We start from the raw sequence: 22696 nt of genomic DNA on the forward strand, positions 1-22696 counted from the left end.
AAGCAGGAAGGCTTGGCAGAAGGTATCGAGAAAGGCATTGAACAAGGTATTGAGCGCGGCATTAAACGAGGCATTGAGCGAGGTATTAAGCAAGGTATTGAACAAGGTATCGAAAAGCAACAATTTGAAACCGCAAAGGAAATGCTGAGAAATCATTGTAATGATCAGCTCATCCAGCTCTGCACCAAGATCAGTCTTCAACAACTGGAACAGTTAAAGAAAGAAATCGTTTCCGGTTTTAATCAAACCGAGGACGACTCAGAGCAATCCCATCTGGCAAGCGACTAAAAAGAGGAAGCTGATCCAGATGAAGTTTAAGGACTAGAAGATCTAAATCCTTGATTGCTGAGCAAATCTTTAAGGAGGCGGACAGCGTAATGAAGCGAATGAGCAGTGATCCGGCAATGCGGGATGCGGCGTTTGAGCATAACCGGCGGATGATGGACATGGCGCAGCTGCGCTATGAGGGCAAACGGGAAGGCCTGGCAGAAGGCTTTGAGAAAGGCTTTGAGAAAGGCTTTGAGCGTGGCATCGAACAAGGTATTGAACAAGGCATCGAAAAGCAACGATTAGAAATCGCAAGGGAAATGTTGAGAAATCATTGTGACGATCAGCTCATCCAACTCTGCACCAAGATTACTGCGTTACAACTGGAACAATTAAAAAGACAAGAATGTCCGGAATCAGCTCAAGCCATGACAAAATCACAATTTCAGTCGGCCGAGAACTAAGATTTAATAGTAGAACAATAACCTAGCTTTCAGCCATATCTTATCCGGTAACAGACTTTTTAATGATGTCCTAAATTACATAAAAATTTCAGCGAAACAAGCAGAGATTTCACTTTTATAAGTAAAGGAATCATCAAAAAATGAACTTAACAATTCAGTATGAGAAAAAATCGGCTCCCCCAGGGAGATCCTATCCCGCGTCGATATCCGAGTCATCAATACTCTGTAAAATGACCCTTCTGGATAAAACAAACACTTTTCTCAAAGCTCGGATCCACATCCCTAAAACAAAAAATCCGGAATTGGAAAATCTCCAAGTCCGGAATCTTTTTTTATCGGCACTGATATAAATCCGCCAGAATATCGACACACCGCTCGATGCCAAGCTCGCCGCTATCCAATGCCACATGGAAATTTTCAGCCAATCCCCATGTCTGTCCTGTGTAAAACTCATAATAAACTGCGCGCCGCTTATCCTTGTCCCGAATCCGCTTCTCAATTGCGACCTCCGTTTCACCATACACTTCGACAATCCGCTTGGCTCGTTTCGCTTTTTTCGCATGAATAAACGCCGTCAGGCAATCCGCATGATCCTTGAGAATCACATCCGCGCAACGACCGACGATCACGCAGGATTCTTTTTCCGCCAATTCCAGGATAATCTTTCGCTGCAGCTGCCACAACTGATCCTGGATTGAAGCGCCCATGAATTGCCCTTCCGATAACGCGAACGCCCAATGACTGCTATAAGGCGACGCCTCCTGCTGCTTCGCCACCATCTCCGGCGTAAAACCGCTCGCCTGCGCCAGTTTTTCTATCAATTCCTGATCATAACAGGGAATCCTGAGCCGGACCGCCAGCTGTTTCCCCACGGTCCGTCCTCCGCTGCCGAACTGACGGCTGATCGTTACAATTCTGTTGTTTGTCATCCTCGAATTCCTCCTTTTCTGGTTTTATTCTCGATCTTCATGGCCATGACGCCAGCGAGATAACGATCCATCAATTCACTTTTTCAGCCCTTAATATTCCCGTTAAGATGAAGAAATAAAAACAAGCAGGCCTCGATGAAGATGAATTTCTAGGCGATTCTAATCAAAATTATGCCTGATATTTCCTTTACTTCTATTATACTCCATAATTAAACTACGACCAATCATCATTCTTCCAAAAAAACAAACAACGAACAGCGGCCCGCTTTACATCGGTACTGTTCGTTGCGAAATTTTCATCCAGGATCAGCTTAAATTACACTGCATGTCCTTTTCAGACTTTTCTCTTATGCAATAGATTGATGTCGATTTTTTATCCATTAAACAATTCAACGCCCAAATTATGCGCCTTCCTGTTCCGCGATCTTCTGATTCAACTCTTTGAAGAATTTGAACAAGAATGGAAAACAGACGATAAAAGTCAGTACGTCGGCCAGCGGCTGCGTCAATTCGACGCCGCGCAGCTGCCACAGCCGCGGTAAAATGATGATCAGCGGCAGAAAGAATACACCCTGGCGGCAGGCGGACAAAAATGTCGCTTCCGCCGGCTTGCCGATCGACTGGAATGTCATATTCGAAATAACGCCGAGCGGCTGGATAAACAACGCCAGACACTGCGCCCGCATCGCATACGTCCCGATTTCCAGGACCTGAGCGTCAGCCTTGGTAAACAGCTGGATCACCTGCGGTGCAAATACGAAGCCCGCCGCCGCGAGGATACCCATCATCACAAAACTCACAATCGTCGTAAAGGTAAACGACTGCTTCACCCGCTGATAACAGCCCGCGCCGTAATTGAAACCGACGACCGGCTGATAGCCCTGGCCAAAACCGATTAAGACGGACAGGATCAACATAAACACCTTGCCGACAACCGACATTGCCGCGACTGCCGCATCGCCGTAAACCGCCGCATTGACGTTCAGCATCACCGTCGCGATACTCGCTAACCCTTGCCGGAAAAAGGAGGGCAGACCGGTTTTGATGATCGCTGAAAGATCTTCCCACTTCCATGAAATATTTCGAAAGCCGAGATGAAGCAGACTCTTATGCCGCAGGAAACAGCTCAGCAGAATCAGGAAACTGATGATCTGGCTGAGAATCGTCGCAATCGCCGCGCCGGCAATTCCCAGATGGAAGGTAAAGATAAAAATCGGATCCAGTACGATATTCAGCAGACCGCCGGCGGTAATGCCGACCATCGCCAGTGTCGCTTTGCCCTCGGAACGCAGCACATTGTTCAGCACGAAAGAGGACGACATGACCGCCGCACCCAACAGGATGTATTTCGCGTAGTCGCGGGCATACGGCAGAATCGTCTTCGTCGCGCCCAGCAGCGCCATTAACGGATCGATGAAAAACAGACCGAACCCTGTCAGCAAAAGACCGAATGCGATTGCAGCAAAAAAGCCGGTACTCGCAATCTTCTCCGCTTCCGCATGTTTTCTTGCCCCCAGCATCCGCGAGATCAGGCTGCCTGAGCCGATCCCCAACGTAAAACCAACGGCCTGAATGATCGCCATCAGGGAAAAGACGATTCCTACCGCGCCGGTCGCGCTGGTGCCTAACTGAGAAACGAAGAAGGTATCCGCCATGTTGTAAATCGAGGTGATTAACATACTGACAATCGTCGGCACCGCCAGGGTCGTGATCAATCTCGGAATCGGCTGAGTCGTCATTTTCTCAACCTGACTCAGCGTCGCCTGACTGCTCATACCCGGTTTTCTCCTTCCGCCGCAGTTTTCTCACCGCGCAGATTATCCGTCATACGCTGAATATAGTTGATAAACTGCTCACGTTCTTCCGCACTGAAGCCTTCCAGAGCCAGCGCTTCGACCTCGGCATGGATTTCACTCATCTTGGCGTGCTGCTGAGCGCCGAACTCCGTAATCTGCACCTGAATACTGCGGCGGTCCTTATCGCTGCGCACCCGTTCGATCATCCCGGCCTGTTCCATCAGATCCAGAATTTTAGATACCGTCGCCGGTTCGATATCACAGGCCCGCGCCAGCTCCACCTGCGTGCGGGAGCTGCGGGTTAACAGATGCAGGATTTTTGGTTGTCCCATCGATATTCCCTGATCGGCCATGCGCGGCCGGATCTGCGCCGTCTGCGCGCGGTAGGCCCGGGAAAATAAAATACAAAAAGGTTTATTCATAAGTCCTCCCCTTTCATTAGATTCCTAATAGTTAGCTTCCTAATTATAGAATGATCCGCGAAGCTTGTCAAATCGTCTGAAGGGGGAAAAGGAAGCGGTTCTCTGTATATTTTTCAGTCTTTCCCAAAAGGCGCTCGATGAAAAACCAGGAATGACCCGGGTACGTTGGAATCGTACCGGCCGCTCCTGGTGTCTTAGTTTCTGATTTTTACTCTTCTTGTTTTTTAGTTTATGACCGCCTACAAACATTCCATCAGCCGGCGCGTCAGCTGCTGCTTCAATTCTTTATCCGCAAACGCCGCGCGCACGCTGTTGAGATTCAGATGAATCAGATCCTCCCGGGTCAGTCCCAAATACCGCACTGCTTTGTCATATTCCTGATCCAGCGTCGTATCGCTGATCGTCATATTATCGGTATTCAGCGTCACCACGGCACCGCGTTCCATCAACGGCTTCAGCGCATGATCGCTGTACGAAAGCTGATTACGGCACTGGACGTTGCTCGTCAGGCACATTTCCAGCGGAATTTTCTTATCGATCACTTCCTGCATCACCGCGCTGTCCTCCAGACAATGACCGCCATGTCCGATCCGGCTCGCCCCCAGCTCCAGCGCCGACTTTACCGAAGCCGCCGGGCCGCTTTCCCCTGCGTGAATCGTATACGGAATTCCATATTCCTTCGCCAGTTCAAAACAATCGCGATAGCCTTCCATCGGCGTGATGCCCTCCGCACCGGCCAGATCCACCGCTACGACCCCTTTGCCTTTAAAGTCCCGGGCCATCTGAATCGTTTCCAGGTTCGCTTCGTGATTCAGCGACGGTTCGCCCAGTGTCATCATGCATAGAATCAAACCGACCTTGATCTGCGGATGCTCGCACATCGCGATCCGCATGCCTTTGATCACGGCTTTAACTGCCTGATGCTGCGTCAGTCCCTTCTGTGTATGAAACTGCGGCGCAAACCGCAATTCCACATATTCCAGTCCCTGCAAAGCCAGCGTCTTCACCAGCTCGCGGGTACAAAGCACCAGCGCTTCTTCATCCTGTAAAATCGCGATCGGCAGCTCAAAGCGTGCGAGAAACTCATTCAGGCTGCCATTGTCCCGGCCCACGACAATCCGCTCACGGAATTGTTCCAGCGTGCACTCGGAAGCGATCAGCTGGCGATCCTGAGCTAAGGCATAGGCCAGCTTTAACGGCAGCGAGCCGTCTAAATGAACGTGTAAATCAATTTTCGGAAATAGATATTCCATCGTAAAACCCCCATTCTCTTTTGTTTTATTGTTTTTCAATTCCGATTATCCCAGTACTGCCGATCACCAATGCCGTCCATACGGAAGCGGTCTGGCAGCACCGGGTAACCCTGCTTTTATTGAAATTAAGGTTACGCCGTTTAACCGGCTTTGTCAATCGAAACTCTCGTTGCGCTCATGGATCCGGTTGGTTTCAAACAACTGCCGGATCGTCTGCGGATCCTCGCTTTGCCCCAGTACCCACATCAGCTTGGTAACGGCCGCCTCGCTGGTCATATCCTTGCCTTCCAGAACGCCGTAGCGCAGCGCTTTTTGTCCGACCTCATAGACGCTGAAATCACTTTGTTCATACAGACACTGACTGCAGACGACAACTGTGATGCCAGCCTGGGTCATCTCCTGAAGCTTCGCCGTCAGATCCCGTCGGATAAACGACAGCCCGCCGATCCCAAAGGCCTCGATCACCACGCCGCGGCAGGCCATCTGAATCAACGCGTCGAACAGCTTCGGATTCATGCCCGGGATCAGCTTAATCAGGACGACTTCCTTGCACAGCTGACTGCGCAGCTGAAACGGACCGTCGGCATGCGGAAGCAAACCGCTGCGGATATTCAATCCCCGGCTGTCGATCCAGCCGACCGGTTTAACGTTGACGCTTTCAAACGCCTGGAAATTCGTCGTACGGACCTTCACCGCGCGGGTGCCTAGTAAAATCTGGCGGTTAAACGCCACGAAAACCCCGGCATGACCGCTCGCAGCCATCGCCAGCGCTGTCCGGATATTCTCCAGTCCGTCGCTTAACGGATCTGCAAGAGGCAGCTGCGACCCCGTGAGGACAACCGGCAGCGTTACATTTTCCAGCATGAAGCTTAAAGCGGAAGCGGTATAGGCCATCGTATCCGTGCCGTGGGTCAGAATCACACCCTCAGCCCAGCCTTCTGCGATGAGCTCCGCCACCTTCTCCGCGATCCGCTGCCATTCCTCCGGCTGAATGTTGGAGCTGTCCAGCGTAAACAGATCCCACGTCTTGATTTCATATTGATCGATCAAGGTGCCTAAGAGCCGGCGCAGTCCCCCGGCATCCAGCTGCGGCGTCAGCCCTTCTTCCTGTTGGGCGCAGGCGATCGTGCCGCCCGTGGTCAGCCATGCGATTCTTTTCATCCGTTCCTCCCCGGCCGTTTATTTTTAACGGTATCTTGAATCATTTCTGTACCTTTCCTTTTCTTTATTTAATTTACTAATCTGCCATGATAATCCATAACGAACACGTTAAGCTTTACCTCTTTTTATTTTAGCTTGGAATAGGTTCATTATCAACTTGATCCCATCGAATTGACAGAAGAAAAATGATACGGAACAGAATTAAAAAGGATTCGCTAAAAACTGGAATTCCCGTTATAATGAGAAGGAAGAAGAACCTTTCATTAAAAACCGGTCGCTGGTCATAAGAAGGGATGAAGAAAAGAGGAATAATGCTATGAGTCGAAAACAAACCCTGCTGCTCGGCGGATTTTATTTCATTCTCTGCCTGCTTGTCCAGATCATTTTATTATGGGGATTCCACAAACGGCTGGACGTCCTCTGGCTGATCGGACTGGCGCTGATTGTCTTCGGCTATGCCGGCGCAAGCCATATTTCGCTGGAACTTCGGCGGCCTGCCTATCAGCCTGTGCGGCAGCCGCGGGGAGGCGACCGGGAAAACGACCCTGCGCCTTTGCTTCCTTATCTTTTCGCGGCACTGCCGCTGATCATCAATCTAATGATTGCTTCTCAGTTTTTCCATTAACGGATTTGGTGTTTCCGGCGTTGTTTCTGCGCAAAGGATTCAAAAATCAGGATGCAAAAGACAGCTCTCCGGGCTGTTTTTTTGATTGTGTTTGAGGTTTTTCCTGTGCGGAAAAATCGTTATGGATTCCCTAGAGTCGCCCAGGTTGATGTTTGGCCTGGCTTTTTTGCGATCTCCGGTTCGTTCGGGGCAGCTTATGGTCATCGCGGCTGATTCCAGGTCTTCGTCTTTTCCGTCCTCACCCTTCCTTCCCTTTGCGCCGCACAGCGTTTACCGCAGTCGCTTTCCGCTGTTATTGGTTGGAGTTTTCGTTAAAAGAATGTTATTTTAAAATTGAAAGTTCTGCATGAAAAAGCTGACGATCAGCCACCGCCTGAATTATATAATCCGCGCTGAAGGTAGTGAATTCAACCGCTACGAAAAGGACTCCTTTGCCTATTACAAGCGGGTGATTGAAAGCAACGGCGAGGAATTGTAGACGACAGTTTCCGCAGTCTTCCCCTAAGATCAGAGCCGATCTCCCCCTTGCCAAGAGCCAGCTTTCCCAGCTGGTTTCTTTTTCTGTCCCGATCATTTTCTCATTCCAGGGGTTCTTTTTCAACGATCCTCTTTGATCCAAAAGTCGTGTTACGCCTTCTGTACCGGCTAGAATGTGAATGTTCACGATTACGGAAATCCAAAGCTTTTACCCTGTCATTGTGATACAATGACAGGGGTGATATGATGGACTACAAAAATAAAATTATTTATCAGATCTGGCCGCGCTCGTTCCAGGATTCCAATCATGATGGAATCGGCGATCTCAAGGGCATTCTGCGCCGGCTGGATCATCTGCAGGATCTGGGCGTGGATCTGATCTGGCTCTCGCCGGTATATTGTTCCCCCAATACCGATTACGGTTATGACATCAGCGATTATTACAACATCCATCCGGATTTCGGAACGATGGCGGATTTCGACGCGCTGTTGACGGAATGTAAGAAACGCGGCATGGGCATTGTGATGGATCTGGTCGCGAATCATACCAGTGATCAGCATCCCTGGTTTCAGGCCTGTTTAAACGATCCGAACAGTCCATACCGGGATTGTTACTACTTCCGCGAAGGCATTAACGACAAGGAACCGAACAACTGGATCAGCATGTTCGGCGGCAGCGCATGGACAAAGGATCCGCTGAAACCGCGCAGCTGGTATCTGACTACCTTCACGCCGCACCAGTGCGATCTCAACTGGGAGAATCCGCGGGTCCGCGAAGAAATTGCCAACGTCATGCGGTTCTGGCTGGACAAAGGCGTCAGCGGCTTCCGCATGGACGTCATCAACACGATTGCCAAACAGCCGGGACTGCCGAGCTGGCATCCGGAAAAGAAGGGCTATCAGTTTGCCAAAGAGTTCATGACCAATCTGCCGCAATCCCATGCCTACATCCAGGAGCTGATCGGGAAGCTGGCAGACGACTATGATTTCATCACAATCGGCGAAGGCATGATGGCGGACAACGATGCGTGCGCGCTGTATGCCGGTGAACAACGCGGCGAGCTTAACATGATGATCATGTTTGATCTGCATCTGCAGGACTGCGGACCGTTAGGCAAATATGATTTCCGCAAGCTGTATCATTGGACGATTCCCGGCTTCAAGTCGATTATTTTCCGTTGGCAGACCGACAGCCAGAAACGAAATTACTGGGTTGCCAACTACATGAACAATCATGACCAGCCCCGCTCGATCTCCCGTTTCGGCAACGACAGGCAATACCGCGTCGAAAGCGCGAAAGCGTTCGCCTTGATGAACCTGACGTTACGAGGAACACCGCTTGTATATCAGGGAGAGGAGATCGGCATGACCAACTGTCATCTGGAACAGGACGAATGGCGGGATTATGAAGCGATCAACATTTACGGCACCTTGCAGACGATGATGCATCTGCCGAAATTCATCGCCAAAAAGGTCGTGCAGCGCATGACCCGCGATCACGCCCGCACGCCGGTGCAGTGGGACGACAGCGACTATGCCGGTTTCAGCGATCATCAGCCCTGGATCAAGGTGAATCCGAATTATAAGCAGATCAATCTAAAGTCAGATCTGGTTTCTGAAACAAGCATCAACCACTGGTACAAACAGGCGATTGCCCTGCGCAAAGCGTATTCGGCATTCAATACGGGAGCGATGACACCGGTTTTGGTTCATCACAAACAAATTCTCGCTTATCAACGGTCTGACGAACAGGCAGAATTTTTGATTCTGATCAACCTCAGCGGTTCCCCAGCCCGCTTTGACCTCAAAACGGAAGGCCGGATTCTGATGGATTCCTACACCGATCCCCAACCGCAGCTATTGCGGCCTTATGAGGCAAGACTGATCCAGATCCGTTAAGTCCAAAGAAAACCAGAAAATGAATATTAAAAAAGACGGAATCAAAGTGAACCGCTCTGAATGGATTATCCAGAGAATCCGGGTTCATTAAGATCGCCGTCTTTTTCTTTTTGTTTGATTTTAACAGATCAGATTGTCTGTTTGAAAATCCTCCGCGATTATGCGGCTGTCTGTTCCAGTGCCCAGCGCCGCACGTCGTCCATGGAATCGACGATCGCGTAGGCTTCGTGATCGCGGAATTGTTCCAGACAAGCAGTATCAGGAATCGCAAATACCCGCACACCTGCGGCATAGCCTGCCTTGACACCGTTGGCGGAGTCTTCCACGATAATGCATTCCTCCGGCCGCAAACCTTCCATCTCCATCATCTTGTTATAGAGATCCGGATGCGGCTTGCGCCGGCCGGCTTCGTCGCCGAAAATCCCGTTGTCGTAACATCCGCTCAGCCCTGCTTTTTCCAGTAAATACAACGCGTATTCGCGCGGCGTCGAGGAAACGATCAGCCGCCGTACCCCATTTTCTTTTAACGACGCCAGAATTTCCTTTACTCCCGGCCGCAGCGGCATGCCGTTGGCCTCAATCCAGGCATCCGTCATCTGTTTCTTCTCCTGCCACATCGCTTCGTACACTTCCATCGGCGGAAGCAGATGCCCGAATCGTTCAAAGTTCTCCTGCTGCGAACCGCCCATCATGTTCGTCATGACAGAAACGTCGAAGACGTGCCCCCGTGCTTCGTTCACCTTTTCCCACATAGACAAGCTCAGCCGCTCGCTGTCGATCAAGACCCCGTCCATGTCAAACATCACTGCTTTTAACTTCGTCATTCTATCCCTCCATGATTTCCCGGACTGCCTGCGCCGCAGCCCGGACGTCGCTTTCCATGATACCATAATGTGTGACAAAGCGGAACAGTCCGTGATCATCCGGATTCGTTAAAATTCCTTTTTCTTTCAATTGGTTCAGAAAATCCTCCGGAGTCCGCTTTTCACGATCGACTTTAAAGAACACCATATTGATCTGAATCCGCTCGGTTTCCACGGAAATCCCGTCGATCGCAGCCAGCAAGCTCCCCAACAGCTTTGCGTGGGCATGATCCTCCGCCAATCGCTGTGTCATCGAATCCAAGGCCACCAGTCCGGCCGCAGCCAGAATTCCAGCCTGCCGCAGCCCGCCGCCCAGCAGTTTGCGGTTGCGCCGCGCTCTTTCAATGAAAGCCTGATCCCCGGTTAAAACGGAACCGACCGGCGCTGCCAGTCCTTTGGACAGGCAGAACGTTACTGTATCCGCGCAGTCCGCAATATTTTGAACAGAGCAGCCGCTGGCTAAGGCGGCGTTCAGAATCCGCGCACCGTCCAAATGAACGCGCAATCCCAGCGCTTTCGCGGCATCATAGGCAGAACGCAAGACCGGCAGCGGTACAACTCCGCCGTTTGACAGCGCGTTTTCCAGACAGACTAGCCGCGTTCGCGGCTCATGGATATCTTCGCTGTGTACGGCATTGCGTATTGCGTCCGCTTCAATCCAGTCCTGCGGATGATCGATTGGATGCACCATCACCTGAGCGATCTGCACCGCTCCGCCGACTTCATGCGTAACGATGTGACTGTGCCGTCCGGCAATGATTTCATCGCCCCGTTCCGTCTGACTCATGAGGGCCAGCAGGTTGCCCAGAGTGCCGCTGCTGACAAACAGACCGGCTTCCTTCCCCATCAGCGCGGCAGCCCGCTGTTCCAGCTTCCGGACCGTTGGATCATCCCTGTACACATCATCCCCGACGACCGCTTCCGCCATTGCCCGGCGCATCGCCAGCGAAGGCTGAGTGACGGTATCGCTGCGTAAATCAATCATGACTTTCCCTCTTTTCTAAACGAAAGGCTCCTGCGGCAAGTCCGACAAGGAGCCTTTTTCCTTTATTTTTACCCCGCAGTGTCCTAACCGCGGACTTCGCGTCAAGCTTCTTTCTTAAACCATCGGCGCGAACATCGGCAGCCCTTCCAGGAAGGCCAGCACGAAGCCCAGCAAGAACAACAGCAGCATGACGGTCGTGGTCTTCTTACCCTTGCGGATCAGCGCGAAGCAGCCGAAGGCCAGCAATAACGGCAGCAGCTTCGGGGCGATTTCATCAAAGATCGACTGGATCGCCAAGGTCTGATGGTTGCCCATGTTCAACGTAATCGTCGTGGTAAAGTTGATCATCGTCGCGATCATGCAGCCGACAACCGTAGCGCCCAGCATTTTCGCCGCCATCGAGAAGGTTTCCAGCATGCCGCCTTCCGTTGCATTTTCCATAAATGACAAGCCCTGCTCATAGCCGACCTGCAGACCTTTATACCGTACAAACCAATGCGGAATGTTGTGAATCAGAAGGAACAAAATCGGACCGAGGATGTTGCCCTGCATGCAGAAGGAAATCCCGACGCCCAGGCCGATCGTTCTGAGCGTACCCCAGAAAATCGAATCGCCGATGCCGGAAAGCGGTCCCATCAGCGCGGTCTTGATAGCGTTGATCGAAGAGGCGTCGAAGTCCGGATTGGAGGCCGCCTCTTCTTCCATCGCGACGGCGATGCCCTGAACGAACGTCGTGCACTGCGGCGTGATGTTGTAGAAAACCAGGTGCCGTTTCATCGCTTCCTTAAAGCCTTCCGGATCATCCTTGTAAATCCGGCGCAGATGCGGAATCATCGCGTAGCCGAAGCCCAAACCCTGCTGACGTTCATAGTTGAAGCAGCCCTGCAGGCAGCAGGAACGCCAGAAACCGCTCATGAATTCTTTCTTTTCCATTTTTCCAGTTGTCATCGTGGCTTCCCCCTTTACTCGTTAGCCTTTCTCTGAACCATATTATAATAAACCACAGCGATCACGGCGCCCAAGCCCGCGACGCCCAGGGAGCTGACGCCCAGGAACGCGGCTAAGATGAAGCCCAGGAAAATAAACGGCGTCGCATCCTTATCCATGATGTAGTTCATCAATAAAGCGATACCTAAGGCCGGCAGCACGCTGGAAGCCTTGGTCAGTCCGTTCATCACGACTTCCGGGATGAAGTTGATAATCGTTTCCACCGTGCCGGAGCCGAAGTACAGCGCTAAGAACATCGGAACAAAGTAGACGATGGCAAAGACGACGACGCCCAGCCAGTAATACCGTTCAATTGCCTTGAAGTCGCCGCGCTCCGCCGCCGCGTCGCACTTTGGATTCCAGATGTTGTTGATGATCCGCGGAATGATGCCGCAGGGCTGGAATAACAGCGCGATCGGCATGGACAGCGCAATCGCGGAATCCGCCGAAAGATGCGACATGATCGCGAAGGCCACCGCCAGAATCGTGCCGGCGGAGGAGTTGGGCAGCGAGGTGACGCCGATACCGACAAACCCCATGAAGATCAACTGTAAGGTTGCGCCCATGACTAAACCCGTCTGGACGTCGCCGCAGATCAGACCGACTAACGTGGCTTCCACGATCGGTGTGTTCAATAAATTCTGACCCAGAATCCGGCCGTCGAGAATACTCAGGACATGCACCATGGATACCAGGATACACTGGATTAAAAACATAATTTTTCCCCTTTCCGAGTGTTTTTACTTTTTATTTTTTTCAAATATGGAATGGATTTCAGACAGCGGGATCTTCGGTTTGGACGGAGCTTCCTGAATGTAAACCGTCCGGCCTTGCCCGGCGATCGCATCCAGATGCCGCAGATCATCCTCGACTAAGAAGACCTGATTGGAAATCGAGGTGCGTCCCTCTGCGAACCGGATCCCCCCTAAATCGACTTCCTTAATTTCCGCCGCCCCGGCGCACAGCGTTTCCGCGTCTTCGCAGCTGCCGCAGATCAATAAGATTTTACGCTTGGCATTGGCGGCGTTGTTGAGATAGTCCACCGCTTTGGCTACGGTCAGCACCTCCATTTTGGAGCCGGCCGGCTTCCCGACGGTTAAGGACATCTTGAGCATGGCGTTGGTAGCGTGCTTGTCGTTGGCGATGACAATCGTGTCCGCGCCGGTCGCATTGACCCAATAGACAGCGACCTGCCCGTGGATCAAACGATCATCAATTCTGAGAAGTTTAATCATGGAAACATCTCCCTTTCTTTTTTATTCCTCATCGCTGTCCAGCTGGTCATTGATGAACAGTAATGTTTGGCGACTGGCTTCAACCGCTTCCCGCAGGATCGTGCTGACATCGTCTTCCATCGGATTCAGCGCCACCTCCAGCAGCAGGCCCAAATTCAAGCCGGTCACGATATAGAGGTTGGCGTAGTCTTCCAGAAACGGAATCGCGATCTGCGTCGTGCTGCCAACGGGGATATCCGTCATCAGAATGACCGGATCCGCCGCCGGAAAGCGCTCAAGAACCTGATGAACCCGGCTGTGCATCGTATCTGGTGAGTCCTGTGCTTCCATGCAGAGCAGCGTCAGCGGATTGTCTGAGCCGGAAATGACCTGCAGTGCAGAAGCGAAGCCTTCGCACAAATGGCCGTGAGTCAGTAAAACGATATGTTTCATCATCCATCCCTCCTGGTAAGCGCTATCATTTTTGTAAACTTAATATAGCACAATGACAATCTATTGTCTATATATTTATTATAATTTCTATAAATTTATATATTATTTACATAGATATTATCTGATATTGAAATATACAATGCGATCAAATCACATTGTAACATTAAGTACACTTTTATTGACAAACTGTTTTTACAGGTTCTATAATCAAGTTAAAGAAGAAATCCGCATGATTTTAAGGGAATCCCCTGGATTGATGAACAGTCAAAATAAGTGTGCTTTTTGCGTCAGGAAAATCGCTTTCCCGGTTTGCCTAAACAAAAAAAACAGTGATTTTCATCACTGCCGCTGCGGAGAATCGTTCGTTGTTATTGTCCGAGCGAAACCTCAATCACATGGCCGAACTGGCCGCCGGCCACGATCTTCGCAGTCTTTTGCGTGTTGTTGTAAACGACGGACCACTGGGTCGCCGTCAGCGTGCCGGTCTCCTCGTTCACCTTATTCTGACTGACCGCTTCCAATAAAGACATCGCATTCTTTTCCGATAAAATACCGTTGTTTTCCTGCAGCGTGTCCGCCAGGATTGTATATCGGTCCTGTCCCTTGCCAAAGCCGTAAACATCCTCGCTGATCAGAAAGTTTGTCAGCATCTGAAACTCGCCGTCTTCCTTCCGGATGACGCGAAGCTGGTTATCCACATACTCGATCACCGCGCTGTCACCCTGGGCGTCGGCCATCTGAAAGTGATAGGAAGCGTTGGCCGAAGCGTGCATATCCATGTTTTCCAGCATTCCGACCGCTTCCTCCACCGTCGCCGCTTTGTCCAGCAGCCAGCGCATCGCGGAAGTCGTCGTCAAGTCCAGCTTGTCCGTTTCCTGGTTAGTCGGCTCCATGCCGCGGATCAGCAGCACGCCGATCGAAAAGCCCATCTCGTTCAAGCCGTCCATCATGACATACGGCGCGGCCAGACTCATGATCGACGACAGGAAGCTGTCCGGCTGCTTTTCCTCGTTGTAGCCCAGCACCGAAATATTCGCGACCGCGATGGAAGCGTAGCCGTGATCCGGATTGGATTTGACGATCATGCTCGGAACATAGTTCAGATCGTAATTCCGGCCAAACAGCCAATCCCCTTCCTCATTCTGCGCCTGGAACGTACTGCATCCGAAATCCGGGATGTTGAATTTCAGCGGCAGGCCCTTCAATAAATTCCCAGCCACATAAGAAACCAGCTCGGAATCGCTGGACGCGCCGCCGGATGCCACCAGCTGATCCAATCCGTAATCCGCGCTGTACTCGATCTGGTACATCCCGTAATCATCTACCTTCTGAATCGAATTCAATGTCTGAATCTCTTTTCTGAACATCCATCCCAAACCGGCCGCAAGCAGAACCACTGCCGCAAGCAGGCCGATCATCACTCTTTTCAATGTCTTTTTCATAGCTCCTCCAAATATTTTGAATTTCAAACAGAAATGATTCTATCATCAACTTCCATATTTTGGCAAGCGTTATTTTTTATATCAATCGAACTTCAAAACATTTATTGAGTTATCCCGGCTTAGAAACGAAAAAAAGAAGCCGGGCTGCGGCTTCTGAAAAGAAAGGGAAGGATGTCTTCCGGCGTTAGTTAGCCTTAGTTTTGATCGCCTGGGAAAAGCGGTAGTTATACACGGTGATCGCGTTGATCCGGCAATCGTCACAGATCCGGCTGGATAAAATCTGGAATGGCATGACAAACAACATCGGCAGAAGCAGGCTGCAGGCGTCGACGTCAATCGTCATAACGCGCTTATCGCTGTTGCCCGGATGACGGGTAATCAGATAAACACGGTCGGTCAGCTGATGCAGTCCTTCGTAAATCATCATCACGCGGTCATGCATCGTATCGTCCATGTCCAGCAGGAAAACGGCGTTGTCCTTTTTAATTTCATAAACCGGGCCATGCAGGAATTCTTCCGTTTCATAGACGTTGGATGGAATACCGATCGTTTCTTCCATTTTCAGCGCGCCTTCGATCGCCGGGCCGAAGCTCGGACCGATCCCAACGGTCATCGCGCGTTTCATCGACCACAGTTCTTCCTTGTTCGCATTGTACCACTGGTCGATCGCTTCACGGATCCGCGGCATTTCATGGATGATCATTTCGATTTCCTTCATGCGTTTTTTATAGCTGTCCTTCGGATACGCGCCCTTCTTTACGCCGGCTTCCAGCGCAAACAGAATGAAGTAAAGCGTTGATGTCGGAACGCCGCGGCAGACAAATACATCGTCGCCCGGGCCATAGGAACCGTATTCCAATACGGTGTCGCAATACCGCGTGATCGGGCTGTCCGGAACCATGGAGATCGCGACAACGTCGTTGCCGCATTCCTTCGCCTTGACGACGGCTTCAATCGTATTGGTGCTCTTGCCACTCTGCGACATACAGATGACCAGCGCGTTTTCATGGAACTTATAATCATATTTGGCATAGGTGACGGAGTTAATCAGATCAACCTTGACGCCCAGATAGTTCTGGATCGCATACTTCGAGCAGTTGGCGATGTTGTAGGAAGAACCGGAAGCGACCATGACGATCTTCTTGTAGTCCTTCGCCAGAAACAGATCGACAAGCTTGCCGACCAGGGCGTCCTTGTTTTTGAACATTGCTTCAGCGGTCGCCGGAGTTTCCAGCACGCAGTCGTACATCCATTTTTTCATTCTCTTGTCCTCCTTGAGATTTTCCAGCGCAAACATTGTGACCAGCAAGTTTTCTGAGGAATAATGTGTATCTGTATTTATATATACATTTACAATTTCATTATATACCATTTTAAAAAGATCTCAAGAGGAGAACGAACAGTTTTACTACTTTTTTAACGCTCTGCCAGAAACCCCGTCCTAAAGGTATAGGCATATTGGCTGCTGATGTAGTAGGTTTTGATGTATTCGTACGGATGCCGCTGTTCGTCATAGGTGATATGCTCGTTTAAAAGCAACGCGACATTACCGACGCCGAGCAGCTTTTTCTGCGACTCGCTGGGCAGATGCGCCGACATCTTATGCAGCGCGCCGCCCCGGTAAACACCGACGGAATGGAGATATTCCGTTAACGAGCCTTCCAGGGCCTTGACGTTGATCGCCGGGACGATCTTGGCGGAAATGTAAGTATAGCTCAAAGCGATCGGTTCCCCATCCCCGGTCCGCAGCCGCACGAAGTAATGGATCAGTTCATCGTCCGCCAGTTCCAGATATTCCGCGACCTCCGGGACGTCCGTTGCTTTATAAACCTTGTATTCGATCAGCTGTGAGCCGGCTTTCATGCCGACCGATGCCATATCGTCGGTAAAGCTGCCGCCCTGACTGATGCTTTTGGTCACCATCCGCGGCAGCACGAACGACCCCTTGCCGGCCGTGCGTTCGATATAGCCCTCCTGAGCCAGGTTAATCAGCGCTTTGTTGACGGTCAGCCGGCCGATATCAAACTTTTCGCTCAGCTGTTTTTCAGTTTCGATCTGATCCCCCGGCTTTAAATCGCCGGACTGAATCCGGTCAATGATGTAATTTTCAATAATTTTATACTTCGGCATTTCTTTCATAAGTTCCTCCGTTTTCCCGCGGAATATGCGCCGCGGACTGCCCTGTAAAACCAAGTTTGACCGCAAGGTTCAACTCGGATTTCCACAATTTGTTTATACATTGTAACTATATCATAACTCCCGACTGAAAACCAGCGGGACATAATTCTTGACATTTCTCCGGTATATTCCCTAGATAATATTTCATTATTGCCTATATTTTAATCTTTAGTTTCAATAGGATGAAACCTAAAGGAGTATTTCTTCAAGGAAGAAAGAAACCTTTCAAATCGATGGCGCGCTGTTCGGCGATCTGATCAAAAATGCTCGGCAAAGCGCTGGACTAACCTGAAATACCCTTTCACCTTTCCCCATAGTCCGCTGAAACTTTCCACAAAAAAACCTGCGGCAGCCTTGTCCGCAGGGATCTTTTCACCGTGAAGCACCGACTTGTTCTTAGTCGTCCTCGCGGTTTTTTTCTTCCTCATAATTTAATTGATGCCCGTACAGACACGCCGCAAAAATGCCCAGCGCCAGACCGCCGCCGACCAGCCAGTTCCCATCCCGCAGCCAGCCTGAGCTGAACGCTATCGCCCAGAATCCGCTGAATACCGTGGATACCAGAAAATATCCGATTTTAAATCGGAACAGAAATTTAATGACCAGCACCGAAACCAGGCCGGCCGCTACGCCCGCGATCGGCGACAGACCGTTATCAATGAGCGTAAACCCAAGCAGAAAAGCAAAAAACAGACTTTCAATATTGACGATCTTTAATTCTTTATAAGCGTCAAACCGGATCTTATCCCGCATGTTCATCCTCCCGACCGTTATCCATCCGTAATTATACACAAACTGACAAGGGATGCAACTCCCGCATTGACAAAAGCGGGGCGATGTTTAAAATCCGCTCCCGCTTTCTTCTTTAGTCTTCGCTTTTCATTTCAGTTTTTCTCAGCTAAAACAACGTGCTGCGCTTTTAAGCTGGCCTGCACGTCGATCAGCCGCTGATTCGCCGATCCCCGGAATCGCAAATTCAGGGATTTCTGCGCAAGCAGAAACGGCCCGTCGATCAAGACGTCGATCTGTTCTAAAAACATTCTCTGATCTGGATCCTGCGCTTCCATCAACGCTTCCCAGGTATAACCGGTATAGCACCACACATTCATTCCCAGCTGATGCACAGCCCACGCCAATTCGCCGCAAGCCGCGGCCTGTGCCATTGGCTCGCCTCCGGAAAACGTCACGCCGTCCAGATAGAAATGAGCCTTCAGCTGTTCTAGAATACTCTCGGAAGCGACGCTTGTTCCTCCGTCAAACGCGTGCGTCTGGGGATTGTGACAGCCCGGGCAGCCATGCGGACAGCCCTGTGTCCAGACAACCGCCCGCAGGCCCTCGCCGTCGACGATACTGTCAAACTGCACCGGTGCGGATAAGCGCAGCTCAGCCATGCTTTACACGGTCGCGGACTTCCGCCCGCTTCGCGTCGTTGAACCGGTCCAGCGTCCCGACCAGATATCCGGTGATCCGGCGGATCCGCTCAAACGGCACGCCATCCTCCGTTCTTCCGCAGCACGGACATTCGTCGTTGATAATTCCGTTAAAGCCGCAGACCGGATCACGGTCGATCGGGTGGTTGATCGCCCCGTAGCCGATTCCCAGCTCCTTCATCATCCGGACGACCTTCTCAAACGCCGCCAGGTTGGTCGACGGATCGCCGTCCATCTCCACATAGGAAATATGACCGCCATTGGTCAAAGCGTGATACGGTGCTTCCACCGACAGCTTGTGGTAGAAATCGGTCGGATAATAAACCGGGACATGGAATGAGTTCGTGTAGTATTCCTTATCCGTCACCCCTTCGATCTTACCGTATTCTTCCTGATCCATTTTGATGAACCGGCCCGACAGACCTTCCGCCGGGGTCGCGATCAGAGAGAAATTCAAGCCGTATTGCTTCGTATAGTGATCACAGCGCTTGCGCATCCGGGTGACGATCGTCAGTCCCAGCTGCTGAGCGTCCTCGCTTTCGCCATGATGCTTGCCGATCAAAGCTTTCAGACATTCCGCCAGACCGATGAAGCCGATTGTCAAAGTGCCATGCTTCAGCACTGATTCCAGCGTATCTTCAATATCCAGCTGATCTGAATTTAGCCAGTTGCCCTGCGCCATCAAGAACGGGAAATTCTTGACCCGGCGGGCACACTGAACACGGTATCGTTCCAACAGCTGATCCTTTACCAGATCCATCTTTTCGTCCAGTTCCTGGTAGAAGCCCTCCAGATCGCACTGTCCTTGCAAGACCTCGCCATGCTTCAAGCCCAGACGCGGCAGGTTGATCGAGGTGAAGCTGAGGTTGCCGCGGCCGACGACGACTTCATTTTCCGGATCGATCTCGTTGCCGATTACGCGTGTCCGGCAGCCCATGTAGGCGATTTCCGTTTCCGGCCGGCCTTCCTTGTAGTATTGCTTATTGAACGGCGCGTCGATGAACGCGAAGTTCGGGAACATCCGCTTGGCGGAAACGCGGCAGGAAAGCTGGAACAGATCATAGTTCGGATCCCCCGGATTGTAGTTGACGCCTTCCTTAATCTTGAAGATCAGGATCGGGAAAATCGGTGTTTCGTGATTGCCCAGGCCGCTCTCCATGGCCAGCAGCAGCTGCCGGGAAACCATTCTGCCCGCTTCGCTCGTATCCGTTCCGAAGTTGATCGAACTGAACGGAACCTGTGCGCCAGCCCGGGAATGCATTGTATTCAAATTGTGGATCAGGCCTTCCATCGCCTGATACGTCGCGCGTTCCGTTTTCGCCAGCGCTTTTTCATAAACTAACGGCAGCTGATCGCCGGTCAGCTCCACAGCTCGCAAATCACTCAGGCTGTCGATCTGGGCCAGCGCCAAATTCAGCGTTTCCAAGTCCAGCGCCTGGGTATAATCGACATAATCGGTTAACGCCTGACGGTAGTTTTTCTTAAAGGTATGCATGACGCCCGGAGCCAGATAGTAATCAAACAGCGGAATCGACTGACCGCCATGCTGATCATTCTGATTGGACTGGATCGCAATCGCCGCCAGCGCCGCGTAGGAAGCGATGTCCTTCGGCTCGCGCAGAAACCCGTGGCCGGTATTAAAGCCGCCCTGAAACAGCTTATCCAGCGGAATCTGCAGACAGGTTGTCGTGCCCATCGGATAGAAATCCATGTCATGAATGTGGATATCGCCATTTTCATGTGCGGCCGCCACCTTCGGATCCAGACAATAGGAGGTCGTATAGGCCTTGGTCAGCGTGCTGCCGTACTGCAGCATCATGCCCATTGCGCTGTCGCCGTTGATGTTGGCGTTCTCCCGCTTTTCATTGACTTCCTTCGAGTCCTTGATCCCGAAGTTTTCCAGCGTTTTCATCAGCCGGTGCTGGCGGGATGAGAAACAATCCCGGGCCACCGCGCGCTTCTGACGGTAGTTCTTAAACGCTTTGTATTCTTCAATAAAGCCTTCCTCGACAAAAGCTTCCTCAACCTGATCCTGAATCTTCTCGATTTCAATCTGCGGCAGATTGGCAGCCTCAATCTGATTCAAAGCCCGGTTCAGGACTTTTCTGACGTTCTCCTCGCTGCAATGTGTGCCAACGTTGGCAAACCCTTTTTCAATGACATTCTGAATTTTTTCCTTGTGAAAGCGGACCGTCCGGCCGTCGCGTTTTATGACTTCAATTTCCATTTTCCATTCCTCCTGCTTATTGATGGGGAAGAAAAACAAGGCCGGCGAAGACATCCCGTCCTGACGCACCTTGTTTCTCATTCCTGTTTCGGCGTTGCTTCTTGGTTTGTAATATTTCCAGTTGATTTTGACCTTCGTTTCTTCAGCCCGAATGGTTTTCATTATACCATATTTTTCCGCAGATCAAAGCCGGATGCTTCTGGAAAATCCAACAAATTCAAACTGGATATCCGGCTGCGCGCGGTTTATTCCGCTCTGAAAAACGAAGTCTGGCTTCCGCGGTTTTAATAGCTGTCCGTATATTTAAATGTAAATTGATCCTGATCCTGAATCGGGGTTTCGTCGACGGCCGGACAGAATCCCGCCGTCTTGCACGCTTCGTTATTCTCCGATTCGTACAGCCACCACGGTCCGGTTGCCATATCGCCCTGTTCTACGTCCAGCAGCGCAGTTAAAAGCCGGCCGTACGTGCTTGTTTCCATTTTCGCTTTCAATTCCGGCGCCCCTTCCAGCATTCCGCCTAAGGTTTCCGCATCGGTTTTGATCGCTCCGGAAAACAGTTCCGTGCCGTCGATTTCATTGACGACCGTGACGTTGATTGTTTTTGCGCCGGCCACCGTCTCGGTTTTAACGCGTTGAAGCCCAGCACACAGACCAGAATTGCGGCCAAAATCGCGGCCGCGGCAATCCATTTCTTTTTCATTATTCATTACCTCTCCATCTTTTCCAGCCGGTCAAGCAGCGGATCAAGCAGAAACAGCGCTTCCAGCGCACTCACTAATCCCTGAATGACCGACGTTTTTAAACCCAGAACAATGTAAATCAGCGTTACTTTCGGCGAAAACAGAATAAACGGCAGATCGAGCAGCTGCCCCGTCGCAAACGAGCACAGACCGACAAGCGCAACCGCCGCCCATCGATGCCGCCGCAGCAACGGCTTCAAGCTGCCGAACAGAAGTGCATAGACAGGATAGATCAGGCAGTAAGCGAAAGTCCAGATGGAAACGCCCTGCAGCAACATGTTCACCAGCGTAAATACCAGCGCGCCATAGAAGACCTCGCGCCGCTCAAACGTCAGCGCCAGCACCGCGATCGTCAGCGTGATCGCTTCCAGATACAGCACCTGCGAAAACATCGTGAACACCACAGCCATCATCGCCGCCATGATCGCGATCCGCGCGATTTGTTTAACCGACATTGTAGCTGCGGGAAACAAACGGAATCTCGCTCACGCCTTCCAACCGGTTTTCCTTCAGCGCCATCTGGAAGAAAACATTGGATAACAGATTCCAGAAATCCAGCAGAATCGCCGGTACCGGTTTTTCTTCCCGGTCGATGGCGTACGCGATCCGCAGCACCGCCTTGCACCGGCTGCGCAGCACATGCAGCGCGCAGGCCCCTTCGCAGCCGGCCGGCAGCACAAATTGCCGGAGCGGACCGTTTTCCTGCATCAGACGAACATACAGCTGATCGAGCCATTCAAAGTCCTCGTCCCGGATCGCCAGGCGTCCCCGGATTGAACCATTGGCATGATAGACCAGTTCGCACAGCTTCAGCAGTTCCGGCTGATGCTTGACCGAGTGTACCGCCTGGGCGATCAGCGACGCCAGTTCATCGCTGGCAA

The 22696-nt window shown here is 51.3% G+C and carries 24 protein-coding genes and 1 pseudogene; 5 read left to right on the forward strand and 20 right to left on the reverse strand.

From position 1 onward, the window contains the following. Window positions 1–288: pseudogene (locus HOLDEFILI_RS17680) on the forward strand (hypothetical protein); the annotation flags it as partial. 89 nt (window positions 289–377) lie between these two features. Beyond that, window positions 378–731: a FliH/SctL family protein gene (locus HOLDEFILI_RS17685; protein ID WP_039865416.1), complete on the forward strand. Its 354-nt coding sequence runs from the start codon at window positions 378–380 to the stop codon at window positions 729–731. A gap of 332 nt (window positions 732–1063) precedes the next feature. On the opposite strand, the gene HOLDEFILI_RS17690 is transcribed toward HOLDEFILI_RS17685, so the two are convergent. The 5 genes from HOLDEFILI_RS17690 to HOLDEFILI_RS17710 all read right to left on the reverse strand — a co-directional run bounded on the left by HOLDEFILI_RS17690 (window position 1064) and on the right by HOLDEFILI_RS17710 (window position 6292). Beyond that, the gene (locus HOLDEFILI_RS17690) at window positions 1064–1660 is read right to left on the reverse strand and encodes a cytidylate kinase-like family protein (RefSeq protein WP_006061312.1); all 597 of its coding nucleotides are present in this window, start codon (window positions 1658–1660) and stop codon (window positions 1064–1066) included. Between the two features lie 401 nt (window positions 1661–2061). After that, complete coding sequence (locus tag HOLDEFILI_RS17695) at window positions 2062–3435, reverse strand: MATE family efflux transporter (protein ID WP_006061314.1); 1374 nt, start codon at window positions 3433–3435, stop codon at window positions 2062–2064. Next, entirely contained in the window at window positions 3432–3878 is a 447-nt protein-coding gene (locus HOLDEFILI_RS17700; protein WP_006061315.1) for a MarR family winged helix-turn-helix transcriptional regulator, read from the reverse strand. The genes HOLDEFILI_RS17695 and HOLDEFILI_RS17700 overlap by 4 nt, the downstream gene beginning before the upstream one ends. 239 nt (window positions 3879–4117) lie before the next feature. After that, the gene (gene add, locus HOLDEFILI_RS17705) at window positions 4118–5131 is read right to left on the reverse strand and encodes an adenosine deaminase (RefSeq protein ID WP_039865418.1); all 1014 of its coding nucleotides are present in this window, start codon (window positions 5129–5131) and stop codon (window positions 4118–4120) included. A 153-nt stretch (window positions 5132–5284) separates the two neighbouring features. Continuing rightward, on the reverse strand, window positions 5285–6292 hold the full coding sequence (locus HOLDEFILI_RS17710; protein WP_006061317.1) for an asparaginase: 1008 nt from the start codon (window positions 6290–6292) through the stop codon (window positions 5285–5287). A gap of 316 nt (window positions 6293–6608) precedes the next feature. Between HOLDEFILI_RS17710 and HOLDEFILI_RS17715 the strand changes: the two genes are divergently transcribed. From HOLDEFILI_RS17715 to HOLDEFILI_RS17720, 3 genes are all read left to right on the forward strand, one after another. Then, window positions 6609–6917: a hypothetical protein gene (locus HOLDEFILI_RS17715; protein ID WP_006061319.1), complete on the forward strand. Its 309-nt coding sequence runs from the start codon at window positions 6609–6611 to the stop codon at window positions 6915–6917. Window positions 6918–7263: 346 nt separating this feature from the next. Continuing rightward, window positions 7264–7395 (forward strand): hypothetical protein, encoded by a 132-nt coding sequence (locus tag HOLDEFILI_RS20415; RefSeq protein ID WP_256173516.1) that lies wholly within the window; start codon window positions 7264–7266, stop codon window positions 7393–7395. 245 nt (window positions 7396–7640) lie between these two features. Beyond that, on the forward strand, window positions 7641–9293 hold the full coding sequence (locus HOLDEFILI_RS17720; protein WP_039865420.1) for an alpha-amylase family glycosyl hydrolase: 1653 nt from the start codon (window positions 7641–7643) through the stop codon (window positions 9291–9293). A gap of 158 nt (window positions 9294–9451) precedes the next feature. Here the strand turns inward: HOLDEFILI_RS17720 and HOLDEFILI_RS18665 are convergent, their stop codons facing one another. The 15 genes from HOLDEFILI_RS18665 to HOLDEFILI_RS17795 form a co-directional block, all read right to left on the reverse strand. Next, window positions 9452–10117: an HAD family hydrolase gene (locus HOLDEFILI_RS18665; protein WP_006061323.1), complete on the reverse strand. Its 666-nt coding sequence runs from the start codon at window positions 10115–10117 to the stop codon at window positions 9452–9454. Window position 10118: 1 nt separating this feature from the next. After that, window positions 10119–11141, reverse strand: coding sequence for a low-specificity L-threonine aldolase (gene ltaE, locus HOLDEFILI_RS17730; RefSeq protein WP_006061324.1), 1023 nt, complete (start codon window positions 11139–11141; stop codon window positions 10119–10121). 114 nt (window positions 11142–11255) lie between these two features. After that, on the reverse strand, window positions 11256–12089 hold the full coding sequence (locus tag HOLDEFILI_RS17735) for a PTS system mannose/fructose/sorbose family transporter subunit IID (RefSeq protein WP_006061325.1): 834 nt from the start codon (window positions 12087–12089) through the stop codon (window positions 11256–11258). A 14-nt stretch (window positions 12090–12103) separates the two neighbouring features. Next, entirely contained in the window at window positions 12104–12844 is a 741-nt protein-coding gene (locus HOLDEFILI_RS17740; protein ID WP_006061326.1) for a PTS mannose/fructose/sorbose/N-acetylgalactosamine transporter subunit IIC, read from the reverse strand. A gap of 24 nt (window positions 12845–12868) precedes the next feature. Then, window positions 12869–13363 (reverse strand): PTS sugar transporter subunit IIB, encoded by a 495-nt coding sequence (locus HOLDEFILI_RS17745; protein ID WP_006061327.1) that lies wholly within the window; start codon window positions 13361–13363, stop codon window positions 12869–12871. Between the two features lie 21 nt (window positions 13364–13384). Further along, complete coding sequence (locus tag HOLDEFILI_RS17750) at window positions 13385–13795, reverse strand: PTS sugar transporter subunit IIA (RefSeq protein WP_039865421.1); 411 nt, start codon at window positions 13793–13795, stop codon at window positions 13385–13387. A gap of 368 nt (window positions 13796–14163) precedes the next feature. Further along, a complete protein-coding gene (locus HOLDEFILI_RS17755) occupies window positions 14164–15237 on the reverse strand; it encodes a linear amide C-N hydrolase (RefSeq protein ID WP_006061329.1) in 1074 nt (357 codons plus the stop codon). Between the two features lie 184 nt (window positions 15238–15421). After that, window positions 15422–16498 carry an SIS domain-containing protein gene (locus HOLDEFILI_RS17760; protein ID WP_039865422.1) on the reverse strand — a complete coding sequence of 359 codons (1077 nt, stop codon included), beginning with the start codon at window positions 16496–16498 and terminating at the stop codon, window positions 15422–15424. 155 nt (window positions 16499–16653) lie between these two features. Continuing rightward, window positions 16654–17376: a GntR family transcriptional regulator gene (locus tag HOLDEFILI_RS17765; RefSeq protein ID WP_006061332.1), complete on the reverse strand. Its 723-nt coding sequence runs from the start codon at window positions 17374–17376 to the stop codon at window positions 16654–16656. 435 nt (window positions 17377–17811) lie between these two features. After that, window positions 17812–18168, reverse strand: a complete 357-nt coding sequence (locus HOLDEFILI_RS17770; RefSeq protein ID WP_039865424.1) for a hypothetical protein — start codon at window positions 18166–18168, stop codon at window positions 17812–17814. 131 nt (window positions 18169–18299) lie between these two features. Further along, window positions 18300–18806: an anaerobic ribonucleoside-triphosphate reductase activating protein gene (nrdG, locus tag HOLDEFILI_RS17775; protein ID WP_006061335.1), complete on the reverse strand. Its 507-nt coding sequence runs from the start codon at window positions 18804–18806 to the stop codon at window positions 18300–18302. Next, window positions 18799–21072: an anaerobic ribonucleoside triphosphate reductase gene (locus HOLDEFILI_RS17780; RefSeq protein ID WP_039865553.1), complete on the reverse strand. Its 2274-nt coding sequence runs from the start codon at window positions 21070–21072 to the stop codon at window positions 18799–18801. The genes nrdG and HOLDEFILI_RS17780 overlap by 8 nt, the downstream gene beginning before the upstream one ends. A gap of 284 nt (window positions 21073–21356) precedes the next feature. Continuing rightward, window positions 21357–21782, reverse strand: a complete 426-nt coding sequence (locus HOLDEFILI_RS17785; protein ID WP_006061337.1) for a DUF4430 domain-containing protein — start codon at window positions 21780–21782, stop codon at window positions 21357–21359. After that, window positions 21782–22270, reverse strand: coding sequence for a hypothetical protein (locus tag HOLDEFILI_RS17790; protein WP_006061338.1), 489 nt, complete (start codon window positions 22268–22270; stop codon window positions 21782–21784). Before HOLDEFILI_RS17790 ends, HOLDEFILI_RS17785 begins: the two co-directional genes overlap by 1 nt. Further along, window positions 22260–22696 (reverse strand): hypothetical protein (locus HOLDEFILI_RS17795; protein WP_006061339.1); only part of this gene is annotated, 437 nt, incomplete at its 5' end. The genes HOLDEFILI_RS17795 and HOLDEFILI_RS17790, both read right to left, overlap by 11 nt.

This window comes from Holdemania filiformis DSM 12042 (genome assembly GCF_000157995.1).
Taxonomy (GTDB): Bacteria; Bacillota_I; Bacilli_A; order Erysipelotrichales; family Erysipelotrichaceae; genus Holdemania; species Holdemania filiformis.